The following is a 15,178-nucleotide window of genomic DNA, read 5'->3' on the forward strand; positions in this document are numbered from 1 at the left end:
TGCGATGGTTACAGTGTTTATGAAAATATCGACAATATTATTCCTGTTGGTTGCTGGGCTCATGCAAGACGTAAGTTTCACGATGCCTTAACCGCGCAACCCAAAAAAACAGGCAAAGCCACAGTGGCATTAAATTACATTCAATCGCTTTATGCGATTGAGAAAAAAGCCAAATCGTTAACCCCCGAAGAACGGCAACACTTACGAGTGAAAAAAGCAGAACCAGTCTTGCAGCAACTTCATGAGTGGCTAAGCAAAAGTGCAAAAACAGTCACCCCGAAAAGTAAAATAGGCGTGGCCATTAGCTATACCTTAAATCAATGGGAAAAACTGAGGCGTTATCTTTATTCGGGTGAATTAGGGATTGATAATAACGTCACCGAACGAGACATCAGGCCATTTACCACAGGTCGGAAAAATTGGATGTTCAGCCAATCAGTGGATGGTGCAGATGCAAGCGCAGTACTTTACAGTATTGTGATGACTTGCCGTGCAAACGATATAAATCCGTATTTATATTTCCAAAAACTCTTCACAGAACTGCCACAACGGGATGAATTTGCTGATTTAAGTGATTTATTACCCTGGAATGCAGGCCTAGAAGCCTGATGATATCAGGCTTGACCGCTTAACCAACCGCTTACGTTGATACTGGCTTTATATCACTGGTTTTGATATGTGCTGTTATCGTAGCAATTTGTGGTGTAGTTATTTGTGCCGGAGTTGAATTGGAATCGTTACATGCACTGATGAACACACCCATGAAAGCGATAGATAATGCTGTTTTTTTCATTTTTTTTAGTTTGTTTGTTATGTGAGGCGGAGGATGATAATGAATCATCAATAAAGAAGCAAGTATAAATAATAATAATTATCATTTACACTCGTAGTTTGATTATGTAATTCAGGTGAGAGGGGTTATTTGGCTAGATGCTGTTGTAACTCTGAGCCTGGGATTGAACTGGCCGTTGTGACTGCAATCGCGGCCCATTCTGCGCCTGTGTTCATGGCCTGTGCTATCTCTTGCTCGGCGAGTAGGCCATCAATTAATCCCGACGCAAATGCATCCCCAGCCCCTGTGGTATCGATAACTTGTGCTGCAATGGAAGGCACGCTCACGGCACCTTTGTTACTGTAAGCGACAGCGCCTTGATCGCCATCGGTAATGATAAAATAACGTAAGCTGTGACTGGCGATCTGCTGACCATACTGCCATAGTTTGTCTCTGTTATTGACATCTACGCCATGGTTTTTCATATCAGATTTTGACGAGATCAAGACATGGCATGGACGTGGACGGCTGTCTTTGGCTAACTGAGCTATCACTAAGGTATGTGCAAGTGCTGCTTGCGCCCAGAGTTCGCAGCCGACTGCTGAAGAGTTAATATATAACACCTGCCATTGGCTAAAGTCGGGGGCTGGACCTAAAGTAAAAATAGGGCGCTGTGGACGAATAATGGTGCGCTCACCATCCGGTGTCATGACTAATAATAATTCTGGTGTATCCAGATCATTGCGCTGTAGCAAACTACAATCTAGCCCCTGAATACTGGCTTCTGCCAATAACCAATCGGCGGTCTTATCATTACCAACTTGGCTGACTAAGGCCACTTTGTGACCCGCATAAATCAAACCTAACCCGGTATTGGCCCCTCCGCCACCTAAACGTCGCCCATTATCGGCATAATAATGGCGGCCACCCGTTGATAACGGGCGATCCAGTTGTAATACCCGGTCACAGTTGAGGTTCGCAAGTAAGAGGATATTTGACATAGTTATTGGCCTTGAATGATAGGTTGATGATAATTATCTATTAATCATGCCAAAAAGGAAATAACACAAGACTGTCGAGTTATAAAATTGAGCGATATGACACAGTATAGCGGTTTGTTAGCGCATCACAATTTGCCGCAAGGCGGTTGATACTGGAGAGGACGTAATAGGCCAGCCTGTCACAAAGCCGCGGTAATTAAAGCTTTATTCATGTTCATTTATGGCGAAGGTGATACACTAATTTTCATGCTTTAGTATTATACCAATCACAATAAATAGATGATCACTTATTTAATGCTATTGGTAGTAGTCCTTCTTATGCCTATTTTTTACGATGGTTAAATTGTGGCATTTGATTTTGACAGGGTGGTTGAATGAAAAGAATAAGGGCTATGATGTTTACATCTATACGCGCGAAGTTGAATTTGCTGATGGGCATTTTTATTTTTTGTTTGCTGTTTTCTATTTATGAGGGCTCTCGCCTGATTGATTATGGTAAAACTGCGGTTGATCAGCAATCAAATGTTTACCGGCATGCTAGCACGCTTATTCTTAACGCAGACCGAGATGCGTATCAGGCTTATTCTGCTTTTCAGCAATACATTATTGATGGTGACGTTACTGCGTTCACAGTGATAAATGACAATTTAGATCAAATTAAAACCCGTTACGGCAAGTATATTGAGTTGGGCGCGACCACCGATAGTTATAATATACTGTCGTTGATGGCACAGTGGCGTCAATTAACCAAAGATTACATCGACAGTAATGATGAGGAAGAAAAGACCATCATTCACTGGGCTATCAGTCAAGAGTTTCAGGTATTAAGACAGCGCCTTGACCAAGAATACGATCAAATTAATGCAAAATCAGAGCAAGCAGTCAATGATTTTCACCTTCATCTATTTAAGGAGTTTACCTGGCTGTTGATGGTATTTACGATCTTGTTAGTATCCATTATTTGTATTTATGGTCTGATTAAACACAGTATTATTGCCCGCCTAAATGATTTGAATCGCAACATAAGTTGTATTGCTACTGGCGATTACGACACTTTTATTAACAACAATCGCATGATTAATCATACCGATGATGAAATGAGTGAATCTTTTGCGCATCTTGCGGCATTACAAAGCCAGTTAAAGCAAAATATTGCCACAATCACTCAAGAGAAAGATAACGCTAATAAAGCCAACCGTGCCAAGAGTACTTTTTTAGCCAATATGTCCCATGAGATCCGTACGCCGCTTAATGGCATTATTGGTATGGCTGAGATCTTGAAAGACTCGCCGTTGTCTCCCATCCAAAAAGACTATCTGATGACGATTGATTCATCATCACAAACCCTGCTGATGTTGATTAATGATGTGCTCGATTTATCAAAAATTGAATCGGGTAACTTGGTTATTTCGCCGCATACATCTAACGTTAAAGAAGTGCTGTTTGATACGACGTCATTAATTGCAGTTAAGGCACAAGAGAAAAATATTGAACTCGATATTCAAATCGACCCCGAATTACCTGAATTGGTGAAATTAGATGAGCACAAGTTGAGGCAAGTGCTGATGAACCTGGCCTCTAATGCAGTTAAGTTTACAGCGAAAGGGAAAATTACGCTGACATTGCAATCTAAAGTGGTGGATGCTGACAATATTGCTTTGTCGTTCTCGGTCAAAGATACCGGCATCGGTATTGAGCCAGACAAGCATGACAAAATATTTGAAGCGTTTCAGCAAGAAGACAATAACACCACGCGCCATTTTGGTGGTACCGGTTTAGGACTTTCTATTAGTGCTAAGATTGTCAGTTTGATGGGCGGATACATTACGATCACATCGACTAAGGGGGAAGGCAGTGATTTTCATTTTACCATTACTGTTGGCGTCGAGAAAGTTCAGCCGAAACAACCGCTATCCCCGTATCAAGCCATTATCATTAATGCTAAAAATACCCAGTTTTTACAATTTGAACTTAATAAACTGGGGATATCGACAACCGAATGTCGCGACATTAACTGCGTTGCTGCCAGTGTGAAAGCCAATTCGATTATTATTTATAATCAGCAAGAGGTCGAACTGGCTAAAATAGAGCTGCAAACACTGCGTCAAAAGGTCGGTAAAACACCGATTTTAGTGTCGCGTAGTAATCATCATGAACAGTTTAATTATGCCCACTTAGTTGATGGCTATATTCATCAACCATTGTTAGGCCTCAGGTTGATAAATATGATTAATGATCTGGACCTGAGCGTCATAGCTGAAACCGATGAGACAACGCACAAGACCAGCCGTGCTGTGTTGTTAGTGGAAGATAATTTAATTAATCAGAAAGTCGCCTCGATTAATATTAACAAATTAGGGTTGGACGTCTTGGTCGCAAAGAATGGCCAAGAGGCGATCGATATTTATGCCGAAAACCATCAAAACATTAACTTAGTGTTGATGGATTGCATGATGCCAGTGATGGATGGCTTTGATGCGACTATCGGTATTCGGGAATATGAAGAGGCTTATTCTTTGTCTCGCATTCCCATTGTCGCGTTAACCGCCAGTATTTTAGAAGATGATATTCAGCGTTGTTTTGATTCTGGTATGGATGATTATTTGCCTAAGCCTTTCAAAAAAGAGATATTTAGAGAGAAAATTAAAAAATACAGTTAAGCGTAGCCTTTTCAAGCTTATCTATTTTAATCTTGTTTGATGCATGAATACCACGTCTATATAATGCGCTTAATTGCGCCACTTCAGTTGCTGTGTAGTGTGGGTGAGGAGTTGATGTTAGCGCTAGGACAATATCAATAGCAGCGAGTGGTGGCAAACTTGGATCATTGATGATGGTGAAATCGTCCGGCACGGTGGAAGCAACCATTGCACCTATCCCTGTGCCATTTTTAATGATGGCTTTGATAGCGGTGGCACTGGGTGAAATACAAACAATACTGTATTTACGGTTAATTTTATCAAGGCCATCGACCGCTGCAGAATGCACCTTGCAATCTTCTTCGAAGAGAATGAGTGGTAATGTTGGCCGAGTCAGTAATTCCTTATGCCCGTAATATACCCAGACGGCTTTATCCGGTTGTAATAAGTAACCTTCTTGGCTTTCTGGTGCTCGTGTAATAATCGCTAAGTCGATCTCGCCATTATCGAGCATTATGCGTAATTTTACTGTGTTGTCGCAATGTATACGAAACTTTTGATTGGGCGTTTTGTCTTGTATTAATTGAATAATTGTAGGCAACACACTGACAACGTAATCATCTGGGCAACCTATTATCAGCGGCCTATTATTCTTAACTGTCGCAAATTCGGTAAGCACATCATCGTGTAATGCTAAAATTCGCCGAGCGTAACTTACCAGTACTTGCCCTTCGGTTGTGAGTGATAAGTTTCGACCTTTTTTGATAAATAAGCGTTGATTCGCTTCTTGTTCCAGCTTTTTCATTTGCATGCTGATCGCACTCTGGGTTCGACAAATTTGCTTCGCCGCCCGTGTAAAACTGCCCGTGTCAACAAATGCGATAAAGCTACGTAGTGCATCAATGTCCATTGATTAAATCCCTTTAATACATCAATAAATCGAATGTGTGCTATCAAAACTATGCGTTTGTTTTAACTTAATCAAGTGATTACAGTAATAAACATCAAATTAAATAAGGGAATATATAATGAGAAAACTATTCGTATTGTTGATGGTTTCTTTTTCAAGTATCGGTGGATTGATGTTTTTACAACAAGAAGGGGGCGGTCAAAAAGAATTAGAGAATAGAGAAATAAGCACGATGTCGATTGAAGAGGCTAATAATATATGTGATTGTCGCCAGCTATAAAAATACCGCAGACTGGCTGCGGTATTACACGTTTACGTTTAGTTAAATTGAATTAAACGTTACTTTTTGTTTTGTAGGTCTAAGCTGTAGACAGCGAAGCCAAGTTTGTCTTCTTTAATAAACTGCATCGGGTATTGGCCTTTGTCCTTGATGAACTGCGCGGCTTTTTTACCTGGTGCTGTTTCGAAGGTGATGGTCAGTTTCTTATCGCTTTGTAATGGCGTGAAGTACCAGTTATTATCGGCACTGGGTGTCACTTGACCTTGTTCTTTACTTACTCGGCTAATGTAATTAGCAAGCACAGTGCGGTTTTCATCTGGTGCAGCAAAGGCGACAAATGCTTCACCGGTACCGGCAAATTTAGCACTGTAAGCACGGTAGTTATTGGTTGCCACAATGAACGGCTGTGCTGGGTCTACTGCTTTACCATCAAAGGTTAAGTCGGTAATACGATTTGAATCTGGGTTGATCAGTTTACAGTTACCGTCATAACGTGCAGGTTGCGATAAATCGATGCCGTAATTAACACCGTCAATCACATCATAGTTATAAGTGCGGAAACCTTCCCAGTTAATTAACCCCTGTGGAGCTGTGCTGTTTAGGTCGATTTGATTAAATTGTCCGGCAGAGCATTCCAGCCATTCTTTTACTTCTTTACCTGTTACTTTCATTGCCACTAGGGTATTCGGGTAAAGGTAAAGATCGGCAGCGTTACGGAAGGTTAACTGACCTGATTCAACTTCAGTAAAGTTAGTTGGATCGTTACCACGGCCGCCGGCTTTAAACGGTGCCGCGGCAGACAGCACTGGAATACCATCTAGATCTGGGTCGCCTTGAATAAAGCGTTCTACATAATCTTGTTGTGCCAGGTTAACAATCTGAATGGTTGGATCGTCTTGTACTAGCGCTAGGAAACTGTACATCACATCACTGGCTTTACCGATAGGTTGGTTTACAAAATTACGCGTTGCCTTGTGATCATCTTGCAATACGGCCAGCATTTTTTCATCAGCGGCAACTAATGGCTTTTTGGTTAACTTGTCAAAAATAGGACGCGCTTCTGTTTGTGCATCGATTACTTTCCAAGTATCACCTTGCTTGTCTAATACTAAATCCATGATACCTACGTGATCGCCCCAGCGACCAGGCATAACCGCTGGGATACCGTTGATGGTGCCTTTGTTGATATCGACACCCGGTATTTTAGCAAATGTTTTACTTGGGAATACAGCGTGTGAATGACCAAATGCAATGGCATCAATACCCGGTACTTGTGTTAGATAGTACACTGAGTTTTCAGCCATGACTTTATACGGGTCAGCTGATACGCCTGAATGTGGGATCGCCAGAATAATGTCTGCGCCTTCTGCTTTCATTTGCGGCACAAATTTTTCTGCTGTTTGTTTAATGTCTAACGCTTCAACTTTACCCTCTAGGTTTTTCTTATCCCAGATTAAGATTTGCGGAGGTACAAAACCGATGTAACCAATCTTAACTTGATGCTCTACGCCGTCTGTATCTTTAAACGTGTTTGTTTTGATAATGTAGGGAGTGAACATATTTTTACCGGTCTTAAGATCGATAACGTTCGCATTAATATAGGGGAAGTTCGCGTCATTCGTTGCTTCTTTTAAGAAATCTAACCCGTAGTTAAATTCGTGATTACCTAAATTACCGACGTCATAACCAAGCTGATTCATTGCTTTGTAAACTGGGTGTACATCACCAGGTTGCAGGCCTTTATCTGCCATGTAGTCGCCCATTGGACTACCTTGTAATAAATCACCGTTATCAACCAGTACACTATTCTTTACTTCTGCACGGGCTTCTCTTACCAGTGTTGCAGTGCGTACCAGGCCAGTTTTCTCGGTTGGCTTGTTTTTGTAATAGTCATAATCCATTACGTTGGTATGAATATCCGTCGTTTCTAGAATTCGTAATTTGATGGTTTCGGCATAAGCAGGACCAGCCATGGTAAGTAGCCCGCCGAGTACTGCGATGGCCACTGGCTTGATAGATAACGACATGATTTTCTCCAAATTAAATAGAAGTAGATACAGAAAACGCCAAGGTAGCATAAATGCACTGCACTTGGTGCTTAATTGTCAATAATCGCTTGTTTTATCACTTATTTTTATTGATTGCGGGTGAGTTTTTATCAACGAGTAGGAGATTAAACTGATTTAATAGTTGTTATTTGGCCACGCGTGAGGGGACCTGATTAAGTATCGATAACATGACCGCGTAAATAGTGTTTTTACGGACTTGCTCTGATTTATTATTTTCGGTAATACCTTGTGCTAATACTTGCCACTCTGGTTGAAGGGTTAACGGTTGATAAAACGCAATGAATGCACTGCCTTTTTGAAATTGCTCTGGGTCTAGGTGATTAAGGGATAATCCAACGGTTGTGCCGACCTTATCAAAGATCTCGTCGTCAGACAGTTCTGATTCGATCGCTAATCCATAACCAACGAGAAAATCAGCTTGTTGAATATCGTCAACTAAAGTGTAACCTTTATCTTGCATAATACGGGTTATAGCGCTGGTGGTGTAACGTGTGAATAATGTTTTATTCGCACTGTCAGGTAGGAAAGTTTTGCTGTGACTCGGATACCAAGCAAAGGTACTATTTTGCTGGGGGTAGTGAGTCAAATCACCGGTGACAACTTTGGTTATTCGGTTGCTGTTGTTATATTCAGTAGTGGTGCAGCCAGCTAAAATGAACACCAAAATAAAAGTCATAAATTGTTTAATCATGAGCGTCCTCTGTTTTTATTTTTGCTTAAATTCACGATCCATTTTATAGGAAAAAGAAATAACATAATTTTCCATTTTCTGTAGGCCATTATCAATATCATCAAGCTCGGTGGCTATGTTCTCGAGCAGCTTCTCGGCAGAATGACCTTGTTGCCATGGCTTGGTTTTCATCGAGTGATTGGCATAAATACTTTGTTGCTGCTGCTTTTTAATTGGCATCTTCTCGAGCAGTAAACAGGCAATGATATAGATTAATATGGCAAGGAAAAAGCCAGTGAAGAAAAACAAGGAAACAAAGATCAATCGGACCAGCCAGACTTCAGCGCCTAAGGTCACCGCTATGCCTGCGCATACACCACCTAACTTGCCATTTTCAGTGTCTCGATATAGTGGTTTTGTGCTCATCTGTCTCTCCATTTTGGCGATTCTTGGTCTAAAATCTGCTCCAGTGAGATAACGCGATCTTGCAATTGCTCGGTACGGCTAATTAAGGTTTGTAGCTTATCCTTGTCTTTCGGGGTCAAGCCTTGATTGCTTTGGCGTCTACTGCGGTAGTATAAAACTAGCCACAGTGGTGCGACGAAGACTAAGAATACGGTGACAGGTATTTGTATAAAATCCATGGTTATTCCTTATTGAACACAGATAGCGGCAAGTTGACGAAACGGTAACGCACAATTAATTATGGTTTATTATTATATTTTATACATATAGCCAAACTACTTCAATACTGATTGTGCTCAATAGAAACGAAAACGCACCTTTCCTTATTTTAGTAATAAGGAAAAGGTGCGTTTACTGTCAACTAACTATACCCAAGTTACTTCAATATATATATGGTAAGAAATTTATGAATCTAAATCTAACTCATCATAAGTGTTATCAATATCTTCTTGAGTGGATAGTTCATCAACAAAGTAATCGCGACTTGGCTTTTTTGCACTGCGCTTAGTGATTGAGTTGCGTAATGTATTGGGGTGGGTGATCTTATGATTATATTTGCGCCAGCATCGGGCAAAATCAGAGGTTAATTTGAATTCACCATCAAGCTCTGCGAGAAAGAAATGTTCGTCAGCAGTGGCGGGTAAGATCTCGCCTTCTTGTAGCCGTAGCATTGTTAAACCGTAATTTTCTAATAACTGTGATTCATCTAGATTAAATGCATTTTGTTGTTGAAAGCCAAGTGGAAAATGCACTTCATCTAAAAATATACCCATGCTTCTCATATCGATTACCTTTCGTTAAATTATCCGTGTTTATCACTGCGCTGGCATTATCAGGCTGTTACCGCAATGTCATATTCACTCTTTATAATTTTTAACTACAGACTTAGTTGGTCTCTAAAGTAACGGCGGATGTTGACAGTTTAATGACAATGATAAATTTATTTGTCATCAGACGTCACAATTGTGATTAATGATTCGCATAAACGCACGTGTGGTGATCATCCTGGTGAAAGAGTAAGTGATCCTGTAAAATATAATCGATTATATTTCAACGTGTTAAAGGTTGATTTAAAAATATCGCGATTATTTACTTGAAAATTAACCTCAGCATCCACATCTATTATTTAGGCGCTTTCGAGGCCTAACCGAAAAACTAAAGTAACAGCAACTGCCTAACGGAGTTAGTTGTGCTTAATAAAATACACAGAAAAGAAATACATCATGACTAGGTGCAAACTAATTTGGCTTAGTGACAATGATGATATTGCTCAATGGAGAATATACTTATGCGTACTTTTGACTTTACTCCCCTATACCGCAGTGCAATTGGTTTTGAACGTTTAGCAGCACTTGCTGAAACGGCTGCATCAAATCGCCAGTCTGGCAATAACTTTCCTCCGTATAACATCGAACAGATCGATGACAATAACTACCGTATTACCATGGCTGTTGCAGGCTTTGATGAAGCGGAAATTGATATCTCAACCCAAAATAATGAATTATTAATAAAAGGCACCAAAGCAACTGTGGCTAAAGAAGACGATCAACGTACTTTCTTACACCGTGGTATTGCCGAGCGTAACTTTGAACGTAAATTCGAGCTAGCCGATCATGTTTTTGTCAACGGGGCAGACATGAAAAATGGCTTGTTGTATATCGATTTAGAACGCCAACTACCAGAAGCAATGAAACCACGTAAAGTTGTGATTAACGGCGCTAAAACCTTGTCTGCAGAGTAATACTGTAAACACTGTTTATAGATTAACGGTGTCATTAACCCTTATAAATTATATTCGTCTTAGTGGGGATACTCTCGCTAAGCTCGTTACATCCAAGTACCTGAAGGCTTGGGTATAAGTGCTGCTCAGCAGGCTTATCGCTATCTATTGTTTGAGGAAAATAGAGATGACTACAACGACAACATTTGATTTCGCTCCCCTATATCGCCACGCTGTTGGTTTTGATCGTTTTGCTAATATGGCGCAAAAAATAGTTGAACAGCAACTAGTTACGCAGCGTATGTCTGTTGCGTGCAAGGCTAAAAAATCGATGGTTAACAACGAAAAAATTAACAGTGTGAAAGTAAAAAATGCAGGTGCTAGCTGCAGAGCCACCGCTCCTGTGGTGAACACACAGGTTGATACTAACTACCCACGTTATAACATTACACACGTGGGAGAGTTAGATTATCAGATCACGCTGGCGCTAGCAGGCTTCTCACTTGAAGAGATAGATATTACCGTGACCGCCGATGAACTTGTCATTACCGGTAAGAGACAGCCAGTCGAAGTTACATCAACATGGTTACATCAAGGTATTAATCAAGCTGATTTTAGCCGCAAATTTGCACTCGCCGAGCATGTGCAGGTATTGGGTGCTGAGATGGTGCAAGGATTACTGACGATTAATCTCCAACGTCAGGTGCCAGCAGCATTACAACCACGTAAGGTGACCATTGGCGCTTAAAGCTCGTCAATAACTCTTTGTTTAAACAGAGCTAGCGCATCAATTATGATGCGTTTTTTGTTTTTTAGGCGAGGGGGTTAGCAAGCAATTATTGAAGATTAAACTAAACTATCAAACGCAGCCATCGTCGAATCACATTGGATCACACGGCCATGACCTTGTCCTTTAGTTGGTATTAGATTGATATTGCTGGCATCATCCGCCGCTGATTCTGAGGTGGCGAAATCAGCAAATCTATCCCGCTTATCATGCACAATAATGGTTTTATGCTGGCGAGATATTAATTTTTGGTAAGGGTTAATGGTCTCTAAGCTGTATTGATATTTATCTTCAATATCCTTAACCATAGCGCCAAACAATTTCATTGAATAGCCTGATTTACCCACCATGTCATACAAGTTATCCACGTAATTCAGTACCGGAGCAATTAATAACAGTGGCAGCGCATCTACTTTCGGATGACGGCTTTCGAGTACCGATGCCGACCCCATACTGTGAGCAATAATACCCGCGACATTATCGACGTTATCAAGAAGTTCATCAAAGGCTTGCACAAATGCAGGCAAGTGAGCATGGCGACCTTCGCTTTGCCCGTGTGCGGGGTGATCATAAGCCAGAGCGGTAAAACCTTGGTTGGCGATGTGTTCCATTAACGGGAAGAATTGACTTGCACTACCAGACCAACCATGGCTTAAGATCCAAACTGGACCCTTACCCATTTGATAGGTATTTAGACGACCTTCTGATGTAAGGAGTGTCGAGCGTAATAGCCCCTCAGGATCGTCATTCTTAGAGGCGCTGCGTACTGGCGTTAGCAGTAAATTTTGCGCTGTTTTTAACGCATGAGCGGGTGCAATGCTGTGGTGTAATCGAGTACCAATATTGATCATGCTACGGCGGATAGTAAATTGGTTGCGGGTATTAAAATAAATATTACTGCTCATGATAAATTCCTTAAAATAGCACCTCTAAGCGAACGGTCGTGCTATTTTCATTGTGTTTAAAAGGCGTCTCCGCCCTTTATTTATTAAATCTAAGTTAGTTTATTGTGTCGGTGTTTTGCCACTGCTTATAAAGTTGTGTTACGCCTTGCCAAAATAACGTTCGTTCATTGTTTTCAAGTTCAAGTGAATGGAACAGGTGACTACTTAAATACAGGCCATAAAATTGAAATACGGCTTGTCTTGGCACTAAGTCTTGGCGAAATAAACCGTGTTGTTGGCCTTTGCTAATCTGTATTTCTAAATAGCTGATCCAATTATGTAGTTGCTTACGTAATGTTTGCTGTAATACATCTTGGTTACTATTGCTTTCTTTCCAAGCATCCATAAACATGCAGCTGCCTTGGAACGAATGGTTCCAGTCTAACCAGTGCTGTAACAATGATTGTAAGCGCGTCGTTACGTCGGTATGTTGCTTGCGTCTAACGGGCACTATTACACGTTCGATAAAGCATTCTCCGGCATATTCGATCACCGCTACTTGCAGGTTTTCTTTGGAATTAAAATGCGAAAATAAGCCACTTTTTGACATGCCACACGCTTTGGCAAGTACACCAATTGTTAAACTCTCTAATCCTGTTTCACTGGCAATGGTGAAGGCGATATTTAAAATATGTTCTCGGGTTATACGGCCTTTACTCATAAGCATCACTTTTATCGTTTTGGTGCGGTGAATTGGTTATTATTTTGAATTAATCTATTTCATTCTGAGTACTAATGATGTTTTAGCACGACCGTTCTTTTAATGCCAGTGTCTTGCTTCGTATAGTTTGAATTATAACCTACGAGGTAGGTGTGAATGATTAATTAATCGTGATTTTTGTTACTTTTGTGCTGATGTTTGTTAAAACTTTAGAAATTAAATAAGGAATTTTGAAGTTTTAACAAACATCTCCTCTACCCAGTTACAACGGGATCGTTTATGCTTAAGTCAATTTCAAATATGAATTAAGGAAGTCGTATGCGGATCACCGCCAATTTTGATGCTGGTAATATTGAAGTTATTAATTTAGATGATAAAAATGATGTACAACTTGCAATCCGCCCGGATGTGGGTGAAGAGTTTTTCCAATGGTTTAACTTCCGGATTGAAGGTGTAGTCGGTGAGCAATACACACTGAATATCCTTAATGCTGGTGAAGCGGCTTACCTAGAAGGTTGGGATAACTACCAAGCAGTAGCATCATATGATCGCCAGCACTGGTTCCGTATTCCGACTTTCTATAAAGATGGCAAATTAACGATCATTGCTGATATGGATTGTGAGTCAATGCAAATTGCTTACTTTGCCCCGTACAGTTACGAACGTCATCAAGATCTGCTAGCGGCAGTGCAAATGCATCCATTAGTTAGCCTAGAGCACCTAGGTGAAACGATTGATAAACGTGACTTAACCTTGGTTAAGATCGGCGATGGCGCTGAAGGCAAACGTAACATCTGGATCACTGCGCGTCAGCATCCGGGCGAAACAATGGCTGAATGGTTAGTTGACGGCCTAATGCACAGCTTACTTGATAGTGATAACCCAACGGGTAAAGCATTATTAGACAAAGCTAACTTCTACATCGTACCAAACATGAACCCAGACGGCAGCGCACGTGGTCATTTACGTACCAACGCACTAGGTGTAAACCTTAACCGTGAATGGTTAAACCCAAGCTTAGAAAAAAGCCCAGAAGTATTCCACACCATCAATAAGATGAAAGAAACTGGCGTTGATTTATTCTATGACGTACACGGTGATGAAGCACTGCCTTTTGTATTCCTTGCGGGTTCACAAGGCACGCCAAGTTATAATGACAGATTAGCGAAACTACGTGATCGTTTCTCTGATGTGTTCAAACTAGCAAGTGCAGATTTCCAATCTGAATTTGGTTATGACGTCGATGCACCAGGTACAGCGAACATGACAGTAGCCACACACTGGGTTGCTGAAACATTTGATTGTTTAGCTAATACCATGGAAATGCCATTTAAAGACAATGATAACTTACCAGATCCGATGATGGGTTGGTCACCAGAGCGCTCTATTAAACTTGGTGAAGCATCATTAGTGGCCATGCTAGCCGTGGTTGACGACCTACGTTAATTGGTAGCGCGTTTTAGCTGCTAATAAGTAATGACACAAAGCCCGTGAGTTGTGCTGTTTTGAAAACAGGATTTACGGGTTTTTTCATATCTGAAATTCGTATTAACAAACTTTTGTGAGCCATATCAGTTTGTTGAATGAATTAATGTGGCCGAAATAGCAAAAGCAGACATATACTTAATCGATAGTGACCAAATTTGATAAAGGAAATGGGTTTATGTCACAACAAGGTAATCAGATTATTGTGCATGGTCGAGTGCAAATGGTTGGCTTTCGATATGCGACAGCGCAGCAAGCACAGCAACTTGGCTTAACAGGGCATGCAATTAATCTGAAAAATGGTGATGTAGAAGTGCAGGTTTTTGGTGATAAAACTGAGCTGGATAAGTTAATTATCTGGTTAAGAGAAGGCCCTGATACTGCGCAGGTTGATGCGTTAGAGATTAGCGTCCTGGATTATAAAATGCTATCAAGCTTTACCCAGGGTTAGTTGATCACATTCTAACTGTCTTTAGTGAACATTCGGTATGTTTTTAGCGAAATAGTGCCGTGTGGAGAGAGTAGAATACCTTCTGCGGCGAGCCGCTGCCTTTGATAATCACCACGATCATCTTGTAGCGATATTTTGCCTTGGCTATTTACAATACGATACCAAGGCAACTTAGTATCGGCTGGTAAGCGACTGAGCACTTTACCAACCTGACGAGCATGGCTTGGCATTCCCGCTAACTTAGCGATATCACCATAGGTGGCAACCTTACCTGCTGGTACTTGATACACCAAAGCAAAAACTTGCTGAGCAAAATTATTCACA

The 15,178-nt window shown here is 40.9% G+C and carries 17 protein-coding genes; 7 read left to right on the forward strand and 10 right to left on the reverse strand.

The window, feature by feature from the left end:
- On the forward strand, positions 1 to 609 hold a 609-nt coding region (locus HRT96_RS17580), incomplete at its 5' end, for an IS66 family transposase (RefSeq protein WP_293159317.1).
- A 309-nt stretch (positions 610 to 918) separates the two neighbouring features.
- On the opposite strand, the gene HRT96_RS17585 is transcribed toward HRT96_RS17580, so the two are convergent.
- Positions 919 to 1,773, reverse strand: coding sequence for a PfkB family carbohydrate kinase (locus HRT96_RS17585; RefSeq protein ID WP_293159319.1), 855 nt, complete (start codon positions 1,771 to 1,773; stop codon positions 919 to 921).
- 374 nt (positions 1,774 to 2,147) lie between these two features.
- Here HRT96_RS17585 and HRT96_RS17590 point away from each other — a divergent pair, with 374 nt between their 5' ends.
- Positions 2,148 to 4,433 (forward strand): ATP-binding protein, encoded by a 2,286-nt coding sequence (locus HRT96_RS17590; RefSeq protein ID WP_293159321.1) that lies wholly within the window; start codon positions 2,148 to 2,150, stop codon positions 4,431 to 4,433.
- On the opposite strand, the gene HRT96_RS17595 is transcribed toward HRT96_RS17590, so the two are convergent.
- Positions 4,417 to 5,322 carry a LysR family transcriptional regulator gene (locus tag HRT96_RS17595; RefSeq protein ID WP_293159323.1) on the reverse strand — a complete coding sequence of 302 codons (906 nt, stop codon included), beginning with the start codon at positions 5,320 to 5,322 and terminating at the stop codon, positions 4,417 to 4,419. The genes HRT96_RS17590 and HRT96_RS17595 overlap by 17 nt on opposite strands.
- Before the next feature lie 118 nt (positions 5,323 to 5,440).
- Here HRT96_RS17595 and HRT96_RS17600 point away from each other — a divergent pair, with 118 nt between their 5' ends.
- The gene (locus HRT96_RS17600) at positions 5,441 to 5,602 is read left to right on the forward strand and encodes a hypothetical protein (RefSeq protein WP_293159325.1); all 162 of its coding nucleotides are present in this window, start codon (positions 5,441 to 5,443) and stop codon (positions 5,600 to 5,602) included.
- Between the two features lie 59 nt (positions 5,603 to 5,661).
- Here the strand turns inward: HRT96_RS17600 and HRT96_RS17605 are convergent, their stop codons facing one another.
- From HRT96_RS17605 to maoP, 5 genes are all read right to left on the reverse strand, one after another.
- Positions 5,662 to 7,629: a bifunctional 2',3'-cyclic-nucleotide 2'-phosphodiesterase/3'-nucleotidase gene (locus tag HRT96_RS17605; RefSeq protein ID WP_293159327.1), complete on the reverse strand. Its 1,968-nt coding sequence runs from the start codon at positions 7,627 to 7,629 to the stop codon at positions 5,662 to 5,664.
- 166 nt (positions 7,630 to 7,795) lie between these two features.
- Positions 7,796 to 8,362 (reverse strand): DUF4136 domain-containing protein, encoded by a 567-nt coding sequence (locus HRT96_RS17610; protein WP_293159329.1) that lies wholly within the window; start codon positions 8,360 to 8,362, stop codon positions 7,796 to 7,798.
- Between the two features lie 15 nt (positions 8,363 to 8,377).
- Positions 8,378 to 8,767: an envelope stress response membrane protein PspC gene (gene pspC, locus HRT96_RS17615; protein ID WP_293159331.1), complete on the reverse strand. Its 390-nt coding sequence runs from the start codon at positions 8,765 to 8,767 to the stop codon at positions 8,378 to 8,380.
- Positions 8,764 to 8,985 (reverse strand): envelope stress response membrane protein PspB, encoded by a 222-nt coding sequence (gene pspB / locus HRT96_RS17620; protein ID WP_293159333.1) that lies wholly within the window; start codon positions 8,983 to 8,985, stop codon positions 8,764 to 8,766. The genes pspC and pspB overlap by 4 nt, the downstream gene beginning before the upstream one ends.
- A gap of 225 nt (positions 8,986 to 9,210) precedes the next feature.
- On the reverse strand, positions 9,211 to 9,588 hold the full coding sequence (gene maoP / locus HRT96_RS17625; RefSeq protein ID WP_293159335.1) for a DUF413 domain-containing protein: 378 nt from the start codon (positions 9,586 to 9,588) through the stop codon (positions 9,211 to 9,213).
- 506 nt (positions 9,589 to 10,094) lie between these two features.
- On the opposite strand from maoP, the gene HRT96_RS17630 reads away from it, so the two are divergent.
- On the forward strand, positions 10,095 to 10,547 hold the full coding sequence (locus HRT96_RS17630; protein WP_006030541.1) for an Hsp20 family protein: 453 nt from the start codon (positions 10,095 to 10,097) through the stop codon (positions 10,545 to 10,547).
- Between the two features lie 166 nt (positions 10,548 to 10,713).
- Positions 10,714 to 11,274 (forward strand): Hsp20 family protein, encoded by a 561-nt coding sequence (locus HRT96_RS17635; protein WP_293159338.1) that lies wholly within the window; start codon positions 10,714 to 10,716, stop codon positions 11,272 to 11,274.
- A 98-nt stretch (positions 11,275 to 11,372) separates the two neighbouring features.
- Here the strand turns inward: HRT96_RS17635 and HRT96_RS17640 are convergent, their stop codons facing one another.
- Both HRT96_RS17640 and HRT96_RS17645 read right to left on the reverse strand, forming a co-directional pair.
- Positions 11,373 to 12,218: an alpha/beta fold hydrolase gene (locus HRT96_RS17640; RefSeq protein ID WP_293159340.1), complete on the reverse strand. Its 846-nt coding sequence runs from the start codon at positions 12,216 to 12,218 to the stop codon at positions 11,373 to 11,375.
- A 94-nt stretch (positions 12,219 to 12,312) separates the two neighbouring features.
- Positions 12,313 to 12,918: a TetR/AcrR family transcriptional regulator gene (locus HRT96_RS17645; RefSeq protein ID WP_293159342.1), complete on the reverse strand. Its 606-nt coding sequence runs from the start codon at positions 12,916 to 12,918 to the stop codon at positions 12,313 to 12,315.
- A gap of 318 nt (positions 12,919 to 13,236) precedes the next feature.
- Here HRT96_RS17645 and HRT96_RS17650 point away from each other — a divergent pair, with 318 nt between their 5' ends.
- Complete coding sequence (locus tag HRT96_RS17650) at positions 13,237 to 14,364, forward strand: M14-type cytosolic carboxypeptidase (RefSeq protein ID WP_293159344.1); 1,128 nt, start codon at positions 13,237 to 13,239, stop codon at positions 14,362 to 14,364.
- Positions 14,365 to 14,581: 217 nt separating this feature from the next.
- Positions 14,582 to 14,854 (forward strand): acylphosphatase, encoded by a 273-nt coding sequence (gene yccX / locus HRT96_RS17655; protein ID WP_293159346.1) that lies wholly within the window; start codon positions 14,582 to 14,584, stop codon positions 14,852 to 14,854.
- Between the two features lie 11 nt (positions 14,855 to 14,865).
- Here yccX and HRT96_RS17660 read toward each other — a convergent pair whose 3' ends face one another.
- Positions 14,866 to 15,177 carry an MGMT family protein gene (locus HRT96_RS17660; RefSeq protein WP_293159348.1) on the reverse strand — a complete coding sequence of 104 codons (312 nt, stop codon included), beginning with the start codon at positions 15,175 to 15,177 and terminating at the stop codon, positions 14,866 to 14,868.
- Position 15,178 lies beyond the last annotated feature (1 nt).

This window comes from Moritella sp. (genome assembly GCF_013215705.1).
GTDB lineage: Bacteria > Pseudomonadota > Gammaproteobacteria > Enterobacterales > Moritellaceae > Moritella.

Excerpts from the sequence above, each read along its gene's own strand:
- HRT96_RS17600 (WP_293159325.1), top strand. The coding sequence starts at position 5,441 with ATGAGAAAACTATTCGTATTGTTGATGGTTTCTTTTTCAAGTATCGGT.
- HRT96_RS17645 (WP_293159342.1), bottom strand. The coding sequence starts at position 12,918 with ATGAGTAAAGGCCGTATAACCCGAGAACATATTTTAAATATCGCCTTC.
- pspC (WP_293159331.1), bottom strand. The coding sequence starts at position 8,767 with ATGAGCACAAAACCACTATATCGAGACACTGAAAATGGCAAGTTAGGT.
- HRT96_RS17605 (WP_293159327.1), bottom strand. The coding sequence starts at position 7,629 with ATGTCGTTATCTATCAAGCCAGTGGCCATCGCAGTACTCGGCGGGCTA.
- HRT96_RS17630 (WP_006030541.1), top strand. The coding sequence starts at position 10,095 with ATGCGTACTTTTGACTTTACTCCCCTATACCGCAGTGCAATTGGTTTT.
- pspB (WP_293159333.1), bottom strand. The coding sequence starts at position 8,985 with ATGGATTTTATACAAATACCTGTCACCGTATTCTTAGTCTTCGTCGCA.
- yccX (WP_293159346.1), top strand. The coding sequence starts at position 14,582 with ATGTCACAACAAGGTAATCAGATTATTGTGCATGGTCGAGTGCAAATG.
- HRT96_RS17585 (WP_293159319.1), bottom strand. The coding sequence starts at position 1,773 with ATGTCAAATATCCTCTTACTTGCGAACCTCAACTGTGACCGGGTATTA.
- HRT96_RS17610 (WP_293159329.1), bottom strand. The coding sequence starts at position 8,362 with ATGATTAAACAATTTATGACTTTTATTTTGGTGTTCATTTTAGCTGGC.
- HRT96_RS17650 (WP_293159344.1), top strand. The coding sequence starts at position 13,237 with ATGCGGATCACCGCCAATTTTGATGCTGGTAATATTGAAGTTATTAAT.
- HRT96_RS17635 (WP_293159338.1), top strand. The coding sequence starts at position 10,714 with ATGACTACAACGACAACATTTGATTTCGCTCCCCTATATCGCCACGCT.
- HRT96_RS17595 (WP_293159323.1), bottom strand. The coding sequence starts at position 5,322 with ATGGACATTGATGCACTACGTAGCTTTATCGCATTTGTTGACACGGGC.
- HRT96_RS17590 (WP_293159321.1), top strand. The coding sequence starts at position 2,148 with ATGAAAAGAATAAGGGCTATGATGTTTACATCTATACGCGCGAAGTTG.
- HRT96_RS17640 (WP_293159340.1), bottom strand. The coding sequence starts at position 12,218 with ATGAGCAGTAATATTTATTTTAATACCCGCAACCAATTTACTATCCGC.
- maoP (WP_293159335.1), bottom strand. The coding sequence starts at position 9,588 with ATGAGAAGCATGGGTATATTTTTAGATGAAGTGCATTTTCCACTTGGC.